This is a genomic window from Rubrivivax rivuli, assembly GCF_004016505.1.
Lineage (GTDB): Bacteria > Pseudomonadota > Gammaproteobacteria > Burkholderiales > Burkholderiaceae_C > Rubrivivax > Rubrivivax rivuli.
In genome coordinates this window covers 825,074-841,784 of the sequence record NZ_SACR01000002.1, presented here as the reverse complement: position 1 = coordinate 841,784, position 16,711 = coordinate 825,074, and the positions used below count along the sequence as shown (strand labels likewise).

Below are 16,711 nucleotides of genomic sequence, written 5' to 3'. Positions count from 1 at the left end.
CCAGGCCCGGCCCCACGATGGACAGCGCAGCCGCCAGCCCCCCGATGCAGCCGGGCGATGACCTCAGTCCCCTGGCCTGGGTGAACGGCGAGTTGCGCCGTTCGCTGGAGGCGGCCAACAAGGCCTTGCGCCGCTACCTCAAGGAAGCCGAGGCCGCGCGCGGCGGCGACCTCGATGCGGTCGACCCCGCGGTGCTGCGCAGTGCGCGTGCCCAGCTGCACCAGGGTGTCGGGGCGCTCGAACTCGTGGGCCTGCCGGCCGTGGCCGATGTGCTGCGCGGCAGCGAGGCCGCGGTGCAGCGCATGGCGGCCAAGCCGCAGCTCGTGACCAGCGCGGCCATCGACACGGTGGAGAAGGTCTCCTTCGCGGTGCTCGATTTCCTGGCCCGCCAGCTGGCGGGCAAGCCGGTCTCGCCGGTGATGCTCTTCCCGCAGTACCGCGCCGTGCAGCAGCTTGCCGGGGCCGACCGCGTGCACCCGGCCGACCTCTGGAAGGCCGATTGGCAGTGGCGCGAGCTGCCGCACGACGCCGCGGCCACGCCGCGCAACGCCGACGAGGCCGCGCGCGACGAGATGGAGACGCTGACACTGGCGCTGATGCGTCAGGCCCCCGGCGACCAGAGCCGCGGCGCGCTTGACCGCCTGAGCGACCTGTGTGCCGACCTCGGCGCGGGCGCACGCCTGTCGGCTGAAGGCGGTAGCCAGCGGGCCACGTTCTGGCAACTGGCAGCGGCCGTGTTCCAGGCCCAGGCCGCTGGCCTGCTGGTGGGTGATGTCTACGTCAAGCGCCTGGCCTCGCGCCTGCTGTCGCAGCTGCGCGCAGCTGTGCGCGGGCAGCACGAGCTTTCCGACCGTCTTGCGCAGGACCTTCTCTTTTTCTGCGGCCACGCCAAGCCGCCGATGGAGGGGCGCGCCGCGCCCCGCCTGTCTGCCGTGCGCCAGGTCTGGCAGCTCGACGGGCAAGGCGCTGCCGCCGACTACGAAACCACGCGCCTGGGTCGCTTCGACCCCGCGCTGGTGGCGCTGGCGCGCAAACGCGTGGCGGCGGCGAAAGACTCGTGGTCGGCCGTGGCCGGCGGCGAGCTGCACCGCATGCCGGCGCTGCCCGAGCAGTTCGCCTTGGTGGGTGAATCGCTGCAGCGCCTGTTGCCGCACGGCGAAGAGCTCTCGCAGTCGTTGCAGACGGCAGTGGCCACCACCGTCAACTCGGGCGAGCCGCCCTCGCCGGCACTGGCCATGGAAGTGGCCACCGGCATCCTCTACCTCGATGCGACCCTGGAGGACGGCGAGTTCGACGACCCCGAACTGCCGGCACGCGTGCAGCACCTGGCCGGGCGCGTGGAAGGTGTGCGCCAGGGCGCCGAGCCGCGCCCGCTGGACGTGTGGATGGAGGAACTGTACCGCCGCGTCAGCGACCGCCAGACCATGGGCAGCGTGGTGCAGGAACTGCGCAGCTCGCTGTCCGAGATCGAGAAGCAGATCGACCAGTACTTCCGCGATCCGTCGCAGCGCCAGGTGCTGATTCCGGTGCCCGCGCAGCTGTCGGCGATGCGCGGCGTGCTGTCGGTGCTGGGCCTGGGCCAGGCCTCGGCCGCGGCGCTGCGCATGCGCGACGATGTCGACGCGCTGGCGCAGACCGAGGTCGACCCGCAACGCGCCGTGCAGGCCGGCACCTTCGACCGCCTGGCCGACAACCTGGGCGCCCTGAGCTTCCTCATCGACATGCTCAGCGTGCAGCCGGCGCTGGCCAAGAGCCTGTTCCGCTTCGACCCCGACACCGGCAGCCTCAGCGCCGTGATGGGCCAGAGCGAGCGTGTCTCGGCCTTCGCGGCCTTCGACGAGGCCGACGCCCCGGCACCGGCTTCGCCGCCACCGCCACCGGCTGCAGTGCCGCTGCTCGACCAGCTGCGCGAAGTGGCCGCCCTGGCCGCTGACGCCGCCGTGGCCGACAGCCGCATCGCCAGCCGCCTGGAACCGCTGGCCCAGCAGGCCTATGCCGCCGAGCAGCCCGAGCTGGCACGGCTGCTGTCGGGCGCACGGGTCGCGCTGCAGGCCGGTGATGACGCCGAGGCCAGCGCCGCCGTGCGTGCCCAGCTGGCCGAAGCCGTGGAGGCGCTGTCGCCGCCGGCCGCGCCGCCAGCGCCGGTGTCGGCGCCCGTGCCGCCGCCCAAGCCCGCCCCGGCAGGCGGCACCGGCCTCGAAGAAGACGAGGAGATGCGCGACATCTTCATCGAGGAGGCGCGCGAGGTCATCAGCGATGCGCATGCCGCGCTCGAGCGCCTGGTCGATGCCCCCGAAAGCGCGCACGACCTGACCGCCGTGCGCCGCGCCTTCCACACGCTGAAGGGCAGCTCGCGCATGGTCGGGCTGAAGGACTTCGGCGAAGCCGGCTGGGCCTGCGAGCAGCTCTACAACGACCGCCTGGCCCAGGCGCCGCGCATGGACGCGCCGCTGCGCCAGTTCACGGGCGAGGCGCTGGCCTACCTGGCGGGCTGGGTGGAGGCCATTGCCGTCAACGAAGACCACGGCCACAACGCGCCGGCCGTGGCGCGCGCAGCAGAGGCGCTGCGCCTGCAGGGCGAGCAGGTCACCATCCCGCTGCCGCAGGCCCCTGCGGGCTCGGCCGTGCAGGCTCCGGTCCCGGCAGCGGTGCTGCCCGTTCCCGCTGCGGCCGAAGGCGTGTTCGAGTTCAGCGGGCTGGACGCCGAGCTCGCGCCGAGCCCGCCGCCACCCGAAGCCTCGGTGGGCGAGCTCATCGAGCTGAGCTTCGACCCGGAAGAAGACGCCAGCGCCGAGCTCGCGACCGAAGCCCCGGCCGAAGCGGCTGCGCAGGCCGAAGAAGCCCCGGCCGCAGCCCCCGACCTGCCCTCTGAGCCGGCCGCGCTCGACGCGCCGCCGGCCGAGCTGCCCGACGGGCTGGCGCCGGACGTGCCCTCGCCGCTGCAACTGCGCGTGCCCGATCTGCCCAGCGCCGCCGATCTCGACCTGGGCGGCGAACCCGAGCTTGCTGCGGCCAGCCCGGCGCAGCCGGCGGCCGAGGCCTTGCTGCCGAGCTTCGAGCTCGACCTGGGTGCCTTGGGTGAGGCCGAGCCGGGCCCCGTGCCCCTGCCTGTCGATCCGCAGGCACTGCCCGAACTGCTGCTGGACGAGCCCTTGCCGGCCGATGCCGCCGAAGCGGATGCGCCCGAGACCCTGCCCGAGGCCATGCCCGAAGGCGAGGCGCTGGAAATGGACCTGGCGGATCTGGACGCGCTCTTCGCCGAGCCGGCGGGCGGCGAGGCGGCCGCCTTGGTGGTGGAGGGCCTCGGCGAGCCCGAGGCCGCGTCGGTCATCGAGCCGCTCGCCGGATCGGTGAGCGAGCCTGCCGAGGCGAGCGCAGACATCCCGGCGCTCGACACCACGGCGCCCGATGAGCCTGCCCCGCACGAGGCTGCCGAGATGCCGGCGACAGACGCCGTCGAGATCGACTTCGAGCCGCCCGTGCTGAGCCTGGTCGAAGCCCCGGCCGCGCCCGCGCCGGCCGAGGCGGCCAACGATGCCACGGCCGACGAAGACGAGCAGGTCAAGGTCATTGGCCCGCTGCGCATCAGCATCCCGCTGTTCAACATCTACCTCAACGAGGCGGACGAACTCTCGCGCCGGCTCGTCACCGAACTGGCCGAGTGGGCGCTGGAGAGCGAACGCCACGCCGTGCCGGACAGCAGCGTGGCGCTGGCGCATTCGCTGGCCGGCAGTTCGGCCACGGTCGGGTACGCCGAGCTTTCGGCGCTGGCGCGCGCCCTGGAACACGCGCTGATGCGCTCGCACGATGTCGGCCATGCGCGTGAAGGCGAGCCTGCGCTGTTCTGCGACGCGGCCGACGAGATCCGCCGCCTGCTGCACCAATTCGCGGCCGGTTTCCTGCGGCCGGTGGCGCCTGCGCTGATGGAGCGCCTGGCGGCCCACGAGCGGCTGCCGCTGCCGCCGGAAACGGCCGAATCCCTCGAGCCTGAAGATCTGCACGAAGACGAGCCGGCGGCGCCCTCGCCCGCTGAGGCGCCCATCTCGGCAGACATCGAAGACGCGATCGACGCCGAACTGCTGCCCATCTTCGAGGAAGAGGCCGAGGAACTGCTGCCGCAGCTGCAGTCGCGCCTGCGCGATTGGCTCGATCGTCCCGACGATGCCGATGCGCCCATGGCCTGCATGCGGACGCTGCACACGCTCAAGGGTGGCGCGCGGCTGGCCGGTGCCATGCGCATGGGCGAGCTGGCCCACCGCCTGGAAACCGACATCGAGCACCTGGTGGCCCGTGGTGGCGTCAGCGCGGCCGATGTCGACCCGCTGATGGCGCGCGCCGATGCGATGAGCGAGCTCTTCGAGCGGCTCCGCGCCGGCCCTGCACCTGCTGCAGTCCCTGCCGCTGCCTTGCCGGCGGTGGCTGAGGCGGCGGTTGCGGCGCTGGCACCGCCGGCGCCTGAAGAAGCCGGCCTGGACCTGGATTTCGACCTGCCGGCCGAGGCCGTGCCTGCGGAGGCGGCGGCCTCGCCCCCGGCCGATGAAGCGCTCGACCTCGACTTCGAAGAAGACGCCGCGCCCGCGCCGGCCGCAGCGCCCCTGGATGGGCCCACCGTTGAGGCGCCGCCCCTCGCGGTTGCGGCGCCGCTGGAGCCGGTCGAACCGGTCGCCCCGCCTCCCCCAGCGCCCGAGATCGACTGGCAGCGCTTTTCGCTCGGCGACAGCGCCGAAGCGGCGGGCGCCGACCGCGTCACCGCAAGCAATGCCGTCGTGCGCGTGCGTGCCAGCCTGCTCGACAGGCTGGTGAACCAGGCCGGCGAGGTGAGCATCACGCGCGCCCGCATCGACGCCGACGTGCGCCAGTTGCAGGCCTCGCTGAACGACCTGACCGACAGCCTGGACCGCATGCGCAAGCAGCTGCGCGACATCGAGCTGCAGGCCGAGACGCAGATCGCCACGCGCATCGAGGCGGCCAAGGCTGCATCGCAGAGCTTCGACCCGCTGGAGATGGACCGCTTCACGCGCTTCCAGGAGCTCACGCGCTTCATGGCCGAGTCGGTGAACGACGTGGCCACCTTGCAGCGCAGCCTGCAGCGCACGCTGCAGAGCAGCGAAGACGAACTGGCTGCACAGGCGCGCCTGACGCGTGAACTGCAGGACGACTTGCTGCGCACGCGCATGGTCGAGTTCGACAGCATGGCCGAGCGCCTGCAGCGCACCACGCGCCAGGCGGCGCGCGAGACCGGCCGCCAGGCTCGGCTGGAGATCGTCGGCGGCGCCATCGAAATCGACCGCGGCGTGCTCGAGCGCATGGCCGGCTCCTTCGAGCACCTGCTGCGCAACAGCGTGGCGCACGGCATCGAAGCGCCGGCCGTGCGCAGCGCGGCGGGCAAGGACGCCACCGGCCTCATCACCGTGGCCGTGGCGCAGGCGGGCAACGAAGTGGCGGTGGAGTTCGCCGATGACGGCGGCGGGCTGGACCTCGGCCGTATCCGCCAGCGTGCGCTGGAGCGTGGCCTTCTGCCCGAAGGCGCGGCGGTCAACGACGCCGAACTGGCGCAGATGATCTTCAAGCCCGGCTTCAGCACCGCCGAGACGGTGACGGAGATCGCCGGCCGGGGTGTCGGCCTGGACGTGGTGCGTGCCGAGGTCAACGCCATGGGTGGCCGCATCGAGACGCAGAGCCAGCCCGGAGCCGGTACGCGTTTCAAGCTGCTGCTGCCCTTGACCACGGCCGTCACGCAGGTGGTGATGCTGCGCTGCGGCGAGCAGCAGGTGGCGGTGCCCTCGCCCCTGATCGAGACCGTGCGCCGCGTGCCCAACGAAGAGGTGGCCCGCGCCTACGCCGATCTGACGCTCAGCTACGCCGACGAGGCCGTGCCCTTCTTCTGGCTGGGAGCGCTGCTGCGCAGCGGTGGCCGGGGCGAGACGCCCGGGCGCACGCAGACCGTGGTGGTCATCCGCAGTGCCGCGCAGCGTGTGGCCGTTCACGTCGACGAGGTCATGGGCAACCAGGAAGTGGTGGTCAAGAACGTCGGCCCGCAGTTGTCGCGCCTGCCGGGCCTGGCCGGGGTGACGCTGCTGCCTTCGGGCGAGGTGTCGTTGATCTACAACCCCGTGGCCCTGGCCTCGCTGTACGGCGACGAAGCGCGTGCCGCCATGCAGCAGGCCATCGCGCGGCCCGCGTCGCCGGTGCCGGGCGGCACGCCGCCGGTAGGCGCTGCTCCCGTGCCGGCGGTGCCCGAAATGCCACGCACGCCCATGGTGATGGTGGTGGACGACTCGATCACCGTGCGCCGCGTCACGCAGCGCCTGCTGGTGCGCGAGGGCTACCGCGTCGTCACTGCGAAGGATGGGCTCGACGCACTGGAGCGCCTGGCCGAGGAGCGCCCGGCGGTGCTGCTGTCGGACATCGAGATGCCGCGCATGGACGGCTTCGACCTGCTGCGAAACGTGCGCGCCGATGCGCGCCTGGCCGGCCTGCCGGTGGTGATGATCACGTCCCGCACGGCGCAGAAGCACCGCGACTATGCGGAGCAGCTGGGGGTCGACCATTACCTCGGCAAGCCCTACTCTGAAGACGAATTGCTGGGTCTGGTGGCGCGCTACGCGGGCAGCCGGATGCCGGCCTGAGCGGCGCGACGGCCGCCGCGTGGAGCGCAGCAGAGCACGATGTCGCAACTGGTTGATCACCTGGCCGAGCTGACGGGCTTCCGCGACCGTGACGTGCTGGACGTCACGCTCGTCGGGGCCCTGCGCGACCTGCTGCGGCCCCAGGAGGTGGCCATCTACCGTGCCGTGGGCGAACCTGGCGCGCAGGTCTGGATGACACGCGCCCGGCTGCGTGCAAACGATTCGGCGCCGCACGCCGATCCGTTGTGGGCCGAACCCGGCAGCCTGCCGACACTGGACAGCGTGCCGCAGCGTCTGGCCTGCCTGCAGTGCCAGCACGCCGTGCAGCACCACGGCGAATGGTCCTGCGCGTGGTTTCCCGTGGCCAACGACCCGCACACGGTGCAGGTGCTGGAACTGCACACCGAACGCCCGCTGGATGCGGATGCGCTGCGCACGGTCAGCAGCGTGCTGCGCATCTACCGCAACTTCCAGGATCTGCTGGACTACAGCGAGCGCGACACGCTCACGGGCCTGCTCAACCGCAAGACCTTCGACGAACGTTTCATGCGCCTGGCCAGCCTCGGGCCGGAGCCTGTGGCCGCCCCGCCGGCGCCAGACCTGCCCGAACTGCGCCGCCTCGCGCCCGCGGGGCAGATGTGGCTGGCCGTGATCGACATCGACCACTTCAAGCGCGTCAATGATGTCTATGGGCACCTCATCGGCGACGAGGTGCTGCTCCTGCTCTCGCGCCTGATGCGCAGCACCTTCCGCTTCCACGACCACCTGTACCGCTTCGGCGGCGAAGAGTTCGTGGTTCTGATGCGCTGCGACGATGCCGAGGCCGCGGCCAGCGCCCTCGAGCGCCTGCGGCAGGTGGTGGCAAGTTACCGGTTCCCGCAGGTCGAGCGCATCACCGTGAGTGTCGGCTTCACGGGCTTGCGCCCCTCCGACACCCCCAGCGCTGCCTTCGAGCGTGCCGACCTCGCGCTCTACCACGTCAAGCAGAACGGCCGCGACGGGGTGGCCTGCCACGCCGAGCTTGTGGCCCAGGGCCACCTGCAAGACCGTGCGCGCGACAACGACGTCGAACTCTTCTGAGCGAGGCTTCGGAGAAACCCTGATCCCTGGTAAGTTAATCAAACGTTTGATTTGATGCGCTACAGTGCGCGCCGTGAACGCACGCCGCACCACCAGCACGCTCGCCAGCCCCTCGTCGCCTGACGCGCAGCAGCCCGCCCCAGGCGCCGACACCGAGCCCCGGTCGCGGCTGCTCCATGCCGGCTTGCGGCTCTTCGCCACCCAGGGCTACAGCAAGACCTCCACGCGCGAGCTGGCCGAAGCCGCGCAGGTCAACGTGGCGGCCATCAGCTACTACTTCGGCGACAAGGCCGGCCTCTACCGCGCCGTGTTCAGCGAGCCGATCGGCTCGCCGGAAGAGGACCTGGGCCGCTGGAACCGGCCGGAGCAGACCCTGCGTGAGGCGCTGCACGGCTTCTACGCCGGCTTCCTGGAGCCGCTGCGCCAGGGTGACGTCGCGCGGCTGTGCACGAAGCTGCACTTCCGCGAGATGCTGGAGCCCACGGGCCTGTGGCAGGCCGACCCCACCTTCGGCATCGGCGAGATGCACCGGGCCTTGCTGGGCCTGCTGGCGCGCCACCTCGGGCTGCCCGGGCCCGACGAAGACCTGCAGCGCCTGGCCATCTGCCTGGCCGGCCTGGGCGTGCACTTGCATGTGGGCCACGACATCAACGAGGTGCTGGCCCCTGGCCTGGTGGACGGTTCGGCCGCGCTGGACCGCTGGGCCGAGCGCCTGGTCGATTTCGGCCTGGCCCTGATCGACGCCGAGCGCCAACGCCGGGGCCTGCCCCTTCCCACCCAACGAGAGCCGTGATGACATCCCGCGCACTGCACCTGCTGGCGGCCGCCGCCGCCCTGGCCCTCCTGAGCGCCTGTGCCACCGGCGCGGCCCCTGCTGCCGACGCACCACCGCCCCCGCTGCCTGCCGCATGGCAGGCGCCACTGCCCACGCCGGGCTCCAGCGCCAGTGCCGACCTGTTGCAAGGCTCGGCCTGGTGGGCCAGCTTCCAGGCCCCCGAGTTGCCAGGGTTGATCGACGCCGCCCAGGCGGCCAGCCCCACGCTCGCGGCGGCGCGGGCTCGCATCGAGCGGGCCCGCGCCACGCGAACAGCGGCCGCCGCTGCGCTGTTGCCGCAGGTGGATGCTGTGGCTGGCGCCCAGAGCGGCCGCAGCGTGCCGCGCCAGCCCGCTGCCGGCAGTGCCAGCCTGGGCCTGCAGGCGGCCTGGGAGATCGACATCTTCGGCGGTGCCAGCGCCGGCCGCGAAGCGGCGCAAGCGCGGCTGGAAGCCGCCCAGGTCGGCTGGCACGACGCCCGTGCGGCAGTGGCGGCCGAAGTGGCCAGCAGCTACATCGCCTACCGCGGCTGCACGGCACAGGCGGCGCAAGCCGGGCTCGACGCCGCCTCCCGAGAGGAAACCGCGCGCCTCACCGGTCTCAGCGCGCAGGCGGGCTTCGCCGCCCCGGCTGACGCCGCCCTGGCCCGGGCCGGTGCCGCGCAGGCGCGCAGCACGCTGGTGGCGCGGCGTGCGCAGTGCGAGACCTTGCTCAAGAGTCTCGTGGAACTGACGGGCCTGGCCGAGCTCGAGCTGCGCCAGCGGCTGACGGCCCCCGCAGCTGCGGGCCACGCGTCGGTGCCGCAGCCGGCGGCCTGGGCCGTGAGCGCGCTGCCGGCCGAACTGCTGCGCCGCAGGCCCGATCTGGCCGAAGCCGAGCGCACAGTGCTGGCGGCGGCTGGCGACCGCCGCAGCGCCGAAGCGAGCGAGCGGCCGCAGTTGCGCCTGTCGGGCAACCTCGCTGCAGCCAGCTTTCGCAGCGCCGGGGTCAGCAGCAACGGCAGCACCTGGTCGCTCGGCCCCTTGCAACTGAGCCTGCCCGTCTTCGATGGGGGCAGCCGTGCAGCGAACAGCGCCGCTGCGCGTGCCGAGTACGAGGCCGCCGTCGCGGCCTACCAGGGCCAGGTGCGTCGCGCCGTGCGGGAAGTGGAGGCTGCCCTGGTGGCGCTGGACGCCAGCGCCAGCCGGCAGCGCGATGCCGAAGCCGCCGCGCGCGACTTCCAGGCTGCGTTGCAGGCCACGCAGGCGCGCCAGCGCAGCGGTCTGGCCAGCCTTTTCGACCTGGAAGACGCGCGCCGTCTGGCGCTGCAGGCGCAGAGCGCGCTGGTGGAGCTGCAGACCGATCGCGCCAGCGCCTGGATCACGCTCTACCGTGCCCTCGGCGGCGGTTTCGTCCCCGACCCCCAGCCGCCTGCGGCCCCCGCGCCCGCGCGTTGACCGCCGCCCTGCTGCCCACCTTTCCCCCATGCCTCTACCGGACTGCCCCATGAAGCTGCCCGCCCTCGCGAACCCCACTTTCTCCATCAGCCCAGCGCGCCTGAAGCCCTGGCACGCTGGCCTGGCCGCCGCGGCGCTTCTCGTGGCCGGCTTGCTGACCACCTGGGCGGTGCAAGCCGCCGACGAGAAGGCCAAGCCGGCACCCGAAGCCGGCAAGCCAGCCCCCAAGCCCGCGCTCACCGTCACCGCCACGCAGCCCCAGCGCAGCGAGATCGGCAGCGTGCTGGGTGCCAACGGCAGCATCGCCGCCTGGCAGGAAGCCGTGGTGGGTGCTGAGGCGAACGGCCTGCGGCTGGCCGAGGTGCGCGTGAACGTGGGCGATGTGGTGCGCAAGGGCCAGGTGCTGGCCACCTTCGCGCCCGAGCTCGTGCGCGCCGATCTCGCGCAGAGCCAGGCCGCCGTGGCCGAAGCCGAGGCCACCCTGGGCGAAGCCGCCGCCAACGCCCAGCGTGCGCGCGACCTGCAGGCCAGTGGCGCCTTGAGCGCGCAGCAGATCAACCAGTACCTCACCGCCGAGCGCACCGCGCAGGCGCGCCTGGCCTCCGTCAAGGCGATGGCCCAGACCCAGCAGTTGCGTCTGGCCCAGACCCAGGTGCTGGCGCCCGACAACGGCGTGATCAGCGCCCGCACGGCCACCGTGGGGGCGGTGGTTGCGCCGGGTACCGAGCTGTTCCGGCTGATCCGCCAGGGCCGGCTGGAGTGGCGTGCCGAAGTGGCCGCCGACGAGCTGGCGCAGCTGAAGGCCGGGCAGGCGGTGCGCGTGCTGGCCGCCAGCGGCGCGGCCGTGGAAGGCCGGCTGCGCATGGTGGCGCCCACGGTCGACCCGGCCACGCGCAACGGCCTGGTCTACGTGGACCTGCCGGCCGCCGGCGCGCAGAACGCCGGGCTGAAGGCCGGCATGTTCGCGCGGGGCGAGTTCAGCACCGGCCAGCGCAGCGGCCTCACGCTGCCGCAGAGCGCCGTGCTGCTGCGCGACGGCTTCAGCTACGTCTTCAAGCTGGGCGCCGACAACAAAGTGACGCGGGCCAAGGTGGCCGTGGGCCGGCGCGTGGGCGAGCGCATCGAGATCACCTCCGGCCTGGATGCGGGCGCCCGCGTGGTGGCCAGCGGCGCCGGTTTCCTCACCGACGGCGACACCGTGCGCGTGGTGGACGCTGCGCCGGCCGTGAAGCCGGCCGCCAAGTGACACCCCGGCACCCCTTACCGCGAAAGCCGCAACCATGAACGTGTCAGCCTGGTGCATACGCAACCCGATCCCGGCGGTGATGTTCTTCGTCATGCTCACGCTGGCGGGGCTGCTGGGTTTCCAGTCGATGAAGATCCAGCAGTTCCCGGACATCGACCTGCCCACCATCAACGTCACCGCCAGCCTGCCCGGCACCGCGCCGGCGCAGATGGAAACCGAGGTGGCGCGCAAGATCGAGAACGCCGTGGCCTCGCTGCAGGGCGTGAAGAACATCTACACCAAGGTGCAGGATGGCGTGGCCATCGTCACCGTGGAGTTCCGCCTGGAGAAGCCCACGCAGGAGGCGCTGGACGACGTGCGCTCGGCCGTGGCGCGTGTGCGCTCTGACCTGCCCGGTGAGCTGCGCGACCCCGTCATCAGCAAGCTGGAACTGGCCGGTGCGCCCATCCTCACCTACACGGTGGCGAGCTCGCGCATGGACGACGAGGCGCTGAGCTGGTTCGTCGACAACGAGGTCACCAAGGCCATGCTCGCCGTGCGCGGCGTGGGCAGCGTGGCGCGCGTGGGCGGTGTCACGCGCGAGGTGCGCGTGGCGCTCGACCCGGCGCGCCTGCTGGCGCTGAACGCCAGCGCGGCCGACATCTCGCGCCAGCTGCGCAACGTGCAGCAAGAGGCCTCAGGCGGCCGTGCCGACGTGGGCGGCATCGAGCAGAGCGTGCGCACCATCGCCACCGTGCAGAGCGCGGCCGAGCTGGGCCGGCTGGAGATCAACCTGGCCGATGGCCGCCGCATCCGCCTGGACCAGGTGGCCACCGTCACCGACACCGTGGCCGAGCAGCGCAGCGGCGCCTTGCTCAACGGCCAGCCGGTGGTGGGTTTCGAGATCGTGCGCTCGCGCGGCGCGGGTGAAACCGATGTAGCCGACGGCGTGCGCGCAGCCCTGGACAAGCTGCGGGCCGACCACCCCGACGTCACCGTCACCGAGGCCTTCAACTTCGTCGACCCGGTGGTCGAGAACTACGAAGGCAGCATGTACCTGCTGCTGGAGGGCGCCGTGCTGGCGGTGCTGGTGGTGTGGCTCTTCCTGCGCGACTGGCGCGCCACGCTGGTGGCGGCGACCGCCTTGCCCTTGTCCATCATCCCGGCCTTCGCGGCCATGCACTACGTCTTCGGCTTCACGCTGAACACGGTGACGCTGCTCTCGATGAGCCTGGTGGTGGGCATCCTCGTGGACGACGCCATCGTCGAGATCGAGAACATCATGCGCCACCTGCGCATGGGCAAGACGCCCTACCAGGCGGCGATGGAAGCGGCCGACGAGATCGGCCTGGCGGTGATTGCCACCACCTTCACGTTGATCGCGGTGTTCCTGCCCACGGCCTTCATGGCCGGCGTGCCGGGCAAGTTCTTCGTGCAGTTCGGCTGGACGGCCGCGATCGCCGTGTTCTTCAGCCTCGTGGTGGCGCGCATGCTCACGCCCATGATGGCGGCCTACATCCTGAAGCCGCCGAAACACGAGCACCGCGAGCCCTTCTGGATGGGCCGCTACCTCGGCTGGGCGGGCTGGTGCCTGAAGCACCGCATCCTCACGCTGCTGGCCACGGGCGTGTTCTTCGTCGGCAGCTTCATGCTGGTGCCCTACCTGCCCACGGGTTTCCTGCCGCCCGACGACCTGAGCCAGACCCAGGTGACGGTGACGCTGCCGCCGGGCAGCACCTACCAGCAGACCTTCGCGGCCGCCGAGCAGGCGCGCGCGGTGGTGCAGCAGAACAAGCACGTGAAGCTGGTCTACACCGCCATCGGCGCGGGTAGCACGGGCGCCGACACCTTCACCCCCGGCGGTGGCGTGCCCGATGTCACCAAGGCCACGCTCACGATCAACATGACGCCGCGTGGCGAGCGCAGCAGCCTCTTCAGCGGCGGCATCTCCAAGCAGGACATCGAGGGCCAGCTGCGCGAGGCGCTGGCGGTGATCCCCGGCGTGCGCGTGAAGGTGGGCTTCGGCGCCAGCGCCGAAAAGTACGTGCTGGTGCTGGCCGGTGAAGACGGCACGGCGCTGAGCGCGCACGCTGCGGTGGTGGAGAAGGAGCTGCGCACCATCCCCGGCATTGGCGCGGTGACGAGCAGCAGCAGCCTCGTGCGGCCCGAGCTCATCGTGCGGCCCGACCCCGACAGGGCCGCCGACCTGGGCGTGAGCGCCGCGGCGATTGCCGACACGCTGCGCATCGCCACCGCGGGCGACTACGACCAGAGCCTGGCCAAGCTCAACCTCAGCCAGCGCCAGATTCCCATCGTCGTGCGGCTGCCGGCCGAGGCGCGCACCGACCTGGCCCTGCTGGCGCGCCTGCCGGTACCGGGCAAGAACGGGCCGGTGATGCTCGGCAACGTGGCCACGCTGTCCATCGCCAGCGGGCCGGCCACCATCGACCGCTACAACCGCCAGCGCAACGTCAACTTCGAGATCGAGCTGAACCAGCAGCCGCTGGGCGAGGTGAAGGCAGCGGTGATGGCCCTGGACAGCGTGAAGAACCTGCCGCCGGGCATCAGCCAGACCGAGATCGGCGACGCCGAGGCCATGAGCGAGCTCTTCGCGAGCTTCGGCCTGGCCATGCTGACGGGCGTGCTGTGCATCTACATCGTGCTGGTGCTGCTGTTCAAGGACTTCGTGCAGCCGGTCACCATCCTCGGTGCGCTGGTGCTCTCGATCCCGGGGGCCTTCCTCGCGCTCTTCATCACGCAGACGGCGCTCTCCATGCCCAGCATGATCGGCCTGATCATGCTGATGGGCATCGCCACCAAGAACAGCATCCTGCTCGTCGATTACGTGATCCTGGCGCGGCGCGACGGCATGAAGCGCTTCGAGGCCATCATCGACGCCTGCCACAAGCGTGCGCAGCCCATCGTGATGACCACCATCGCCATGGGCGCGGGCATGCTGCCCATCGCCCTGGGCATCGGCACCGACCCGAGCTTCCGTGCGCCGATGGCCATCGTGGTGATCGGCGGGCTGATCACCAGCACCTTCCTGAGCCTGCTGGTGATTCCGGTGCTCTTCACCTACGTGGACGATGCCATCCGCCTGCTGCAGCGCCTGCTGCGGCGCGGGGCCCCTGAGGCCCCGGCCCCGGGTTCGGAGAAAACCGCATGAAGCCCACGAACGCCTCGCTGCTGAACCGCCGTCGCTGCCTGAGCCTGGGCGCGGCCGCCGCGCTGGCCGCCTTCGCCACCCCGCGCGGTGCGCGTGCCGCCACCGATGGCGCGGCGCCGGCCGCCCCCGAGGCCGAAACGCGGCGCTTCCAGGCGCTGGATCTGGATTGGACCGACACCACCCGCCGGCGCCCGGTGCCTGTGCGCCTGTACCTGCCCGAGCCCGTGGCGGGTGCGCGCGTGCCTTTGGTGGTGTTCTCGCACGGCATCGGGGGCAGCCGCCGGGGCTACACCTGGCTGGGCCAGCACGTGGCGCGCCACGGCATCGCGAGCCTGCACCTGCAGCACGTGGGCAGCGACCGCACGCTGTGGGGCGGCAGCATCTTCGGCCTGGTGGGGCGCTTGCAGAACGCCGCGCAGGACGCCGAGGCCGTGGCCCGCGTGCAAGACCTGCGCTTCGCGCTGGACACGTTGCTGGCCGGCGAACTGGGCAGCCCTATCGAGGCCGAGCGCATCGTGGCCGGCGGCCACAGCTACGGCGCCAACACCACGCTGCTGGCCGCCGGTGCCCGTGTGGCGCGCGAGGGCAGTGTGCTCGACCTGGCCGATGCGCGCATCCGCGCCGCCATCGTGATCTCGGCGCCGCCCTTCTATGGCGAAGACGAGCCGCAGCGCATCCTGGCCAGCGTGGCCGTGCCCAGCCTGCACGTGACGGCCACCGACGACGTGATCCGCATCCCCGGCTACTACAGCGGCGCTGACGACCGCGTGAAGGTCTTCGAGGCCACCGGCAGCGCGCGCAAGTGGCTGGCCGTGTACGAAGGCGGCTCGCACAGCATGTTCACCGACCGCAGCACCACGGGCGGCGCCACGCTGAACCCGCGTGTGAAGCAGGCCACCCAGCGCCTGGTGCTGGCCTTCCTGCGCGGCGTGTTCGACGGCGACGGCAGCGCCCTGGCGGCCTGGCCGCAGCAGCACGCCCCGCTGCTGGCACGCTTCGCAGCGCCGCCTGCGGCTTGATGGCGGTGTCAGGTCGCCCCCGCCGCTTCGTGCTGGCCGCCCGTGTGGGGCCGCGCGGGGTCACCGCACCGCCACCCGACACCACGGTGCGGCCGCCCACGCCCGCAGACACGGAAGCGCTGGCGCGGCTGATGCACGCGGCCTACGCCGGCACCATCGACGACAAAGGCGAGACGCTGGACGACACGCGTGCGGTGGTCGCGCAGTACTTCGCCGGTGAGTTCGGGCCGCCCATGCCCTCGGTGTCTGAAGTCACCGAGCGTGCCGGCGAACCGCTGGCGGCCACGCTGCTCACGCAGTGGTGGGGCGGGCCTTTCGTGGCCTTCATGATCACCGCGCCGCAGGCCCAGCGTCAGGGTCTGGCGCGTGCCGGGCTCACCCGCGCCCTCAACCGCCTGGCGGCGGGCGACGAGCCCTGGCTGCGCCTGGTGGTGACCGAGGGCAATGCACGCGCCGAGACGCTGTACGCCAGCCTGGGTTTCGTGCCCGCGCCAGTGCCACCCTTCGACGGCGAGGCCGCTCAGGCCTGAGCACGGGGCCGCTGGCGGCGCGACAGCCATCCCAGTGCGGCCGCACCGGCCAGCCACAGCATGGCTGGCGTGGGTTCGGGCACGGTGCTCACGAGGCTGAAGCCATCCAGCGTCCAGGCGGTGCCCGTGGTGCCGTTGGCGCGGTCGATCACCAGTGCGATGCCGTCCACCTGCCCGAAGTTGAAGCTGGCGTCGTTGGCGAAGGGCACCACCACCTGCAGCGCTGCGCCTGGCGAGGCCGGGGCCACGTTCAAGCCCACGGTGCTGTAGTACAGCGGGGCCGTCGGGTCCAGCGGTGCCGAGGTGTAGAGCACGATGTTGATGTTCATCGTGCTGGCCATGCCCGTGAAGTCGAGTTGGAAGCTGTCGTAGGGCCGGGCGTCCAAGCCCAGGCGCGGGCCGCCGACATCGGGCTGCAGCTTGGGGCGCGTGAAGGCGCCGTAAAGCGCCAGCACCTCGTTGCGCACGCCCACGCCGTTGCTGCTGCTGAGCACGCCGTTGCCGGCCGCCAGGGCCGAGACGCTGCCCAAGGGGTTGGTGTAGGTGTGGTGGTAGAGGCCGCGCACACCGCCCAGCACGGTGGGCGAGAAGGTGTTGAACTGCCGCTCGCCAATGCCGGTGAGCACGCTGGTCGCGGGCTCGTCGGGGGCTTCGAAGCCGTCCACCAGCAGCGAGCTGGCGCGCGCCGGGCTGCTGGCCAGCAGCATGAAGGCCAACAGTGCCGCGGCGAAGGTGGCGGGGCCGATCAGGCTGCGCAGGGCGCGCGTGGTGCGGTCAGGGTGGGGGGCCATGGGTCTCTCCGGCAGGCA

Annotated in this window: 9 protein-coding genes; 8 read left to right on the top strand and 1 reads right to left on the bottom strand. The window is 72.0% G+C overall.

Annotation, left to right across the window (positions count from 1 at the left end; genetic code table 11):
• The first annotated feature begins 17 nt into the window (after positions 1–17).
• The 8 genes from EOE66_RS08350 to EOE66_RS08315 all read left to right on the top strand — a co-directional run bounded on the left by EOE66_RS08350 (position 18) and on the right by EOE66_RS08315 (position 15,902).
• Entirely contained in the window at positions 18–6,629 is a 6,612-nt protein-coding gene (locus EOE66_RS08350) for a hybrid sensor histidine kinase/response regulator (RefSeq protein WP_128228189.1), read from the top strand.
• Positions 6,630–6,668: 39 nt separating this feature from the next.
• Positions 6,669–7,709, top strand: a complete 1,041-nt coding sequence (locus EOE66_RS08345; RefSeq protein ID WP_128228188.1) for a GGDEF domain-containing protein — start codon at positions 6,669–6,671, stop codon at positions 7,707–7,709.
• Positions 7,710–7,782: 73 nt separating this feature from the next.
• Positions 7,783–8,502, top strand: coding sequence for a CerR family C-terminal domain-containing protein (locus EOE66_RS08340; RefSeq protein WP_128228187.1), 720 nt, complete (start codon positions 7,783–7,785; stop codon positions 8,500–8,502).
• Positions 8,502–9,959 carry an efflux transporter outer membrane subunit gene (locus tag EOE66_RS08335; protein WP_128228186.1) on the top strand — a complete coding sequence of 486 codons (1,458 nt, stop codon included), beginning with the start codon at positions 8,502–8,504 and terminating at the stop codon, positions 9,957–9,959. Before EOE66_RS08340 ends, EOE66_RS08335 begins: the two co-directional genes overlap by 1 nt.
• Before the next feature lie 49 nt (positions 9,960–10,008).
• Complete coding sequence (locus EOE66_RS08330; protein ID WP_205702656.1) at positions 10,009–11,205, top strand: efflux RND transporter periplasmic adaptor subunit; 1,197 nt, start codon at positions 10,009–10,011, stop codon at positions 11,203–11,205.
• Between the two features lie 34 nt (positions 11,206–11,239).
• Positions 11,240–14,353 carry an efflux RND transporter permease subunit gene (locus EOE66_RS08325; protein WP_128228184.1) on the top strand — a complete coding sequence of 1,038 codons (3,114 nt, stop codon included), beginning with the start codon at positions 11,240–11,242 and terminating at the stop codon, positions 14,351–14,353.
• A complete protein-coding gene (locus EOE66_RS08320) occupies positions 14,350–15,372 on the top strand; it encodes an alpha/beta hydrolase family protein (protein ID WP_128228183.1) in 1,023 nt (340 codons plus the stop codon). Before EOE66_RS08325 ends, EOE66_RS08320 begins: the two co-directional genes overlap by 4 nt.
• A gap of 5 nt (positions 15,373–15,377) precedes the next feature.
• Complete coding sequence (locus EOE66_RS08315; protein ID WP_164885032.1) at positions 15,378–15,902, top strand: GNAT family N-acetyltransferase; 525 nt, start codon at positions 15,378–15,380, stop codon at positions 15,900–15,902.
• Here EOE66_RS08315 and EOE66_RS08310 read toward each other — a convergent pair.
• Positions 15,893–16,693, bottom strand: a complete 801-nt coding sequence (locus EOE66_RS08310) for a hypothetical protein (protein WP_128228181.1) — start codon at positions 16,691–16,693, stop codon at positions 15,893–15,895. The genes EOE66_RS08315 and EOE66_RS08310 overlap by 10 nt on opposite strands.
• Positions 16,694–16,711: the final 18 nt, after the last annotated feature.

Bases quoted from the DNA above. Each gene is read 5' to 3' on its own strand.
- EOE66_RS08335 (WP_128228186.1), top strand. From the start codon at position 8,502: ATGACATCCCGCGCACTGCACCTGCTGGCGGCCGCCGCCGCCCTGGCC.
- EOE66_RS08345 (WP_128228188.1), top strand. From the start codon at position 6,669: ATGTCGCAACTGGTTGATCACCTGGCCGAGCTGACGGGCTTCCGCGAC.
- EOE66_RS08350 (WP_128228189.1), top strand. From the start codon at position 18: ATGGACAGCGCAGCCGCCAGCCCCCCGATGCAGCCGGGCGATGACCTC.
- EOE66_RS08310 (WP_128228181.1), bottom strand. From the start codon at position 16,693: ATGGCCCCCCACCCTGACCGCACCACGCGCGCCCTGCGCAGCCTGATC.
- EOE66_RS08325 (WP_128228184.1), top strand. From the start codon at position 11,240: ATGAACGTGTCAGCCTGGTGCATACGCAACCCGATCCCGGCGGTGATG.
- EOE66_RS08320 (WP_128228183.1), top strand. From the start codon at position 14,350: ATGAAGCCCACGAACGCCTCGCTGCTGAACCGCCGTCGCTGCCTGAGC.
- EOE66_RS08330 (WP_205702656.1), top strand. From the start codon at position 10,009: ATGAAGCTGCCCGCCCTCGCGAACCCCACTTTCTCCATCAGCCCAGCG.